Genomic DNA, 4509 nt, shown 5'->3' with positions numbered 1-4509 from the left:
CGCGAGATCACGGTGCGCAGCCTCGACTGCCGCGAGCGCCAGCGGCATGGTCAGCAGTTTTTCAACCTCTTTTTCACTCAGAAACAGTGGCATCGTTGCCTCCAATTCGGCACCTCGGAATCAAACGATCAGCACGATCTTCCCAAGTTGACAGTTTGCAGCTCGGAGCGGTGATTTTAACGGCAAATGTCACAGATCAATGGCAAACAAAAAAGGCAGACCGGAGTCTGCCCTTTTTTGCCAGGAATTCAGGCAACCACAGCAGCAACCACAGGCGCCCTAAATCAGCGACTGGATCATCTTGCCCATCACCGAAGGATCACGTGTCACCTTGAAACCACACTCTTCCATGATTGCCAGCTTGGCATCGGCAGTATCCGCACCACCCGAAATCAGCGCCCCTGCATGGCCCATGCGCTTGCCTGCCGGAGCGGTCACACCGGCGATGAACCCGACGATCGGCTTCTTCATGTTCGCTTTGCACCACACGGCTGCGTCGGCTTCATCAGGACCACCGATTTCACCGATCATGATCACCGCGTCGGTATCCGGATCGTCGTTGAACAGGCGCATGATGTCGATGTGCTTGAGGCCGTTGATCGGGTCACCCCCGGTACCGACTGCAGACGACTGGCCAAGACCGATTTCGGTCAACTGTGCAACCGCTTCGTAGGTCAGTGTACCCGAACGTGAAACCACACCGATGCGACCCTTGCGATGAATGTGACCGGGCATGATGCCGATCTTGACTTCATCCGGAGTGATCAGTCCAGGGCAGTTCGGCCCGAGCAGCAGCGTCTTCTTGCCGCCGGCGGCTTCCTTCCTGAGCATCTTGTTGCGCACCACCAGCATGTCGCGTACCGGGATGCCTTCGGTGATACAGACGACCAGATCGAGGTCGGCTTCGACCGCTTCCCAGATCGCTGCGGCAGCACCTGGCGGCGGCACGTAGACCACCGAGACGGTGGCACCGGTCTGGGCAGCGGCGTCCTTGACCGAACCAAAGATCGGAATTCCGAAAATACTCTCGCCGGCTTTCTTGGGATTCACCCCGGCGACGAAACAGTTCTTGCCGTTGGCGTATTCCTGGCACTTCTCGGTATGGAATTGTCCGGTCTTGCCGGTGATGCCCTGGGTGATGATCTTGGTATCTTTGTTAATCAGAATCGACATGGTGGCTCCTTAACTGACCGCAGCAACGATCTTGGTGGCGGCATCAGCCATTGAATCCGCAGAGATGATCGGCAGACCCGAATCACCGAGAATCTGTTTGCCGATGTCCTCGTTGGTCCCCTTCATGCGGACCACCAGTGGCACCGAGAGATGCGTTTCCCTGGCTGCTGCCACGACGCCGGTGGCGATCGTGTCGCAGCGCATGATGCCGCCGAAGATGTTCACCAGAATTCCCTTGACCTTGGGATTTCTGAGCATGATCTGGAAGGCTTCGGTCACTTTCTCGGTGGTCGCACCGCCACCGACATCGAGGAAGTTGGCCGGTTCGGCACCGAAAAGCTTGATGGTGTCCATGGTCGCCATCGCCAGGCCAGCGCCATTGACCAGGCAGCCGATGTTGCCGTCGAGCGAGATGTATGAGAGGTCGAACTTGGAGGCCTCGAGTTCGTCGGGGTCCTCCTCGTCGAGGTCCCGGTAGGCCATGATCTCGGGCTGCCGGTAGAGGGCGTTGGAGTCGAAGTTGAACTTGGCGTCGATCGCCTTGATGTTGCCGTTGCCTTCGAGAATCAGCGGGTTGATCTCTGCCAGCGAGGCGTCGGTCTGCATGTAGCAATTGTAGAGGCCCTTGAGCGTCGCAATGGCGCGGTCAACAGACTCGGCCGGGACACCGATGCCAGTGGCCAGTTCGGCCGCCTGTGCGTCGCTCAGCCCATCCTCCGGGTCAATGAAAGCCTTGAGAATTTTCTCCGGCGTAGCGTGGGCGACCTCCTCGATGTTCATGCCGCCTTCCGAAGAGGCCATCATCACGACCTTCTGTGACGCCCGGTCGGTCAGCGCAGCAACGTAGTACTCCTTGCGGATGTCGGCGCCCTCTTCGATCAGCAGCCGGCGAACCTTCTGGCCTGCCGGACCGGTCTGGTGCGTGACGAGCTGCATGCCGAGGATCTGGCTGGCATACTCGCGAACTTCGTCCAGCGACTTGGCCACCTTGACGCCACCGCCCTTGCCACGACCACCCGCATGGATCTGGGCCTTCACCACCCAGACCTTGCCTCCCAGGGTTTCAGCTGCCTTGACCGCATCATCGACGGTCGGACAGAACACCCCGCGCGGAACCACGACGCCGAATTTCTTCAGGAGTTCCTTGCCCTGATATTCGTGAATTTTCATGCGCTTTCCTTGCTTGAGTTAAGGTTGCGAAACGTAACGAACCACAGGCAGGACGTCCTACCCGGGCTTCTGGCCACGGTACCAGCGCGGGTAATAGCGCCGTACTGCGTCCGAATGCGATTCCAGCGCGTGGCAACGGTCGAGCTGATAGGGCTTGTGTGCGCTATCGTCGCTATCGAGTACGTCACTGGCAAAAGTCTGCAGCGCCGCGGTAGGCAGAAACATCAACAGCTCGCTGAGATGCGAGCAACCGCGCGTGCCACGGAACAGATTCTTGACTGCCGTGCGAAAACCATGAAAGAGATTGAGACCGATCAGTTGCGTGTAATCCGGGGTAATCCGGTCACAATAACCCACGTAGGGCATCGCATCGGTACAGGCCACTGCGTCAAGAACATTCATCTGATGGTCGATGGTCACCCGCACCCACATGTCGTGCACTGCTTCGCCGCGCTGCCGCAAACCCGACGACAGCGGATAGTCGTGGTCTTTGGTATCGACCAGTCGCGCCTCGATGTCCCAGCAATCATCGTCACGCTTGTAACCATCGAGTTGAACGCTGCGGGCGTGCATGCGGGTGCGTTGGGCAGAAGGCGGGGGCAACGGCATCGATGGTCCTGGGGGGATTTGCGAGCATGGCAAGGCTTCGTAGCTGGCAAGGAATTCTACACCAGAACGCCTTGGCGTTTTTGGCGAAATACATAATTATGAGTGCTGGCTGCCCGAACGCCGGGCACGCTATCGAACTGACCAGCCGGTCGGAAATTCCGACGTTGAGGTTCCCTCGGTATGACCTCTTGGGTAACGGCATCGAGCGCACCCGGTACGTTGAAGCGCTGCCGGCCCGAGGGCGCCCTGATCCAGCTCGGGCCAGGCGGCACCAGACCATCGACAGGAAGGCTCCCAAGACAAGGTGTGCGCCGCGGCTACGAAGAACACGGCACGTTGGCCCTCCTGCGCTTGAAGCAGATGCGGTACGTGAATCTCAACCTTTTTCCGAAACCGAAAAGAGGGTCATTTCGTTGCTGACCAACGCAGAGTCCTTGCGAATGAAAAGGATATCGATCTGTATCAGGACACCGTCACCACGACGAGAAATGTCGAAGATCTCATAGGCACGAAATCCATGCTCGTCCATCCAGGCCACTACGTCGGCCAGTAAGGGACTCCCTTGATTGTACGGCCAGAGACTCACTTCCATGAGCACGAAGCCGGCAGTGGCCAGCGCCGACGTCGCACCTTTCAGCACTTCCAGTTCGTATCCCTGGACATCAAGCTTGATCAGATCGGGTGGCTGCATCGAGTGCCTGTGGATCAGTTCATCCAGGGTCGTGACCGGCAAGGTCACGACATGCCGCGGCACGTTGGAGTTCTCCGGAAATACCGACGAACCTGTACCCCCCGCAGCGTCGTCCAGGATGACGAATGCCGTCTCTTTCAATTCCGGCGGCCCGAGCAAGGAGTTTGCGAAGCTTATCCCTTGTTCCTGCCCGCAAAATCGTTCCAGAGCAGCCATGTGCCGCTGCTGTGGTTCGACCATTAATACCTCGACGTCCGGGAAAACCCTTCGCAATAGCCGAGTCCAATCGCCAATACACGCACCGGCGTCAATCACGGACCGTAGCAATACGCCGCGGGCGCGTAACGCCAGGAGCCCTGAAAGCATGCCTGGTGCCCCCAGTTCATCACAGATCTGGCCCCAGCCAGTATCGGTCGCCAAGAGCCGTGCGGCATGAAGCAACTGCCTCGAAGCACGGTCCCTGACTGTCCGCAGTAATTCAATCACGTATCGCCTCCCTTGATGAGCCCTTACCAGAATGTTAGACCGTAAACTGAGCACGGAACTCAAGAGAAACCGCCCGAGTTCGACATGTCCACCTACCTGCGTATTTCGCGGGACGTGACCGGTGGAGAGATGCTGCATGGATAGGGTTGAATGTTACCTCAATCGGTCACGCTTTTGATGAAATGGCGGGCATGCTTTCGTTAAATGGCGGTCAAGGGCGGGCGCAGCCCGGCGAAGCGAACCCTTGAGTGCCCCCTCAACGCGGATACGCTCCAGGGCTTGGGGCTGGTTGCGGATTTTCGCAGCCGGCCCCCGAGCCCGTCCGGCGGCGAGGACTTCCCCGCCCTGGGGGGCGGGGTCAGGGGTGGGGGAAGCGCTGG

At 58.9% G+C, this 4509-nt stretch carries 4 protein-coding genes and 1 pseudogene; all 5 read right to left on the bottom strand.

What is annotated here, in order from left to right; translation table 11 throughout:
* Positions 1 to 279: 279 nt before the first annotated feature.
* Positions 280 to 1173 carry a succinate--CoA ligase subunit alpha gene (sucD, locus tag CAPSK01_RS07190; protein ID WP_034924471.1) on the bottom strand — a complete coding sequence of 298 codons (894 nt, stop codon included), beginning with the start codon at positions 1171 to 1173 and terminating at the stop codon, positions 280 to 282.
* Between the two features lie 9 nt (positions 1174 to 1182).
* Positions 1183 to 2343: an ADP-forming succinate--CoA ligase subunit beta gene (gene sucC / locus CAPSK01_RS07185; RefSeq protein ID WP_034924468.1), complete on the bottom strand. Its 1161-nt coding sequence runs from the start codon at positions 2341 to 2343 to the stop codon at positions 1183 to 1185.
* Positions 2344 to 2400: 57 nt separating this feature from the next.
* Positions 2401 to 2952: a DUF2889 domain-containing protein gene (locus CAPSK01_RS07180; RefSeq protein WP_034924465.1), complete on the bottom strand. Its 552-nt coding sequence runs from the start codon at positions 2950 to 2952 to the stop codon at positions 2401 to 2403.
* A 179-nt stretch (positions 2953 to 3131) separates the two neighbouring features.
* Positions 3132 to 3318, bottom strand: a pseudogene (locus CAPSK01_RS22145) (IS630 family transposase); the annotation flags it as partial.
* 10 nt (positions 3319 to 3328) lie between these two features.
* Positions 3329 to 4009: an FkbM family methyltransferase gene (locus CAPSK01_RS07175; RefSeq protein WP_273703327.1), complete on the bottom strand. Its 681-nt coding sequence runs from the start codon at positions 4007 to 4009 to the stop codon at positions 3329 to 3331.
* Positions 4010 to 4509 lie beyond the last annotated feature (500 nt).

The organism is Candidatus Accumulibacter vicinus (genome assembly GCF_000584955.1).
In the GTDB taxonomy this organism is placed as follows: Bacteria; Pseudomonadota; Gammaproteobacteria; order Burkholderiales; family Rhodocyclaceae; genus Accumulibacter; species Accumulibacter vicinus.
The sequence above is the reverse complement of the archived record's forward strand: the minus strand, read 5'-3'. Positions and strand labels throughout refer to the sequence as shown.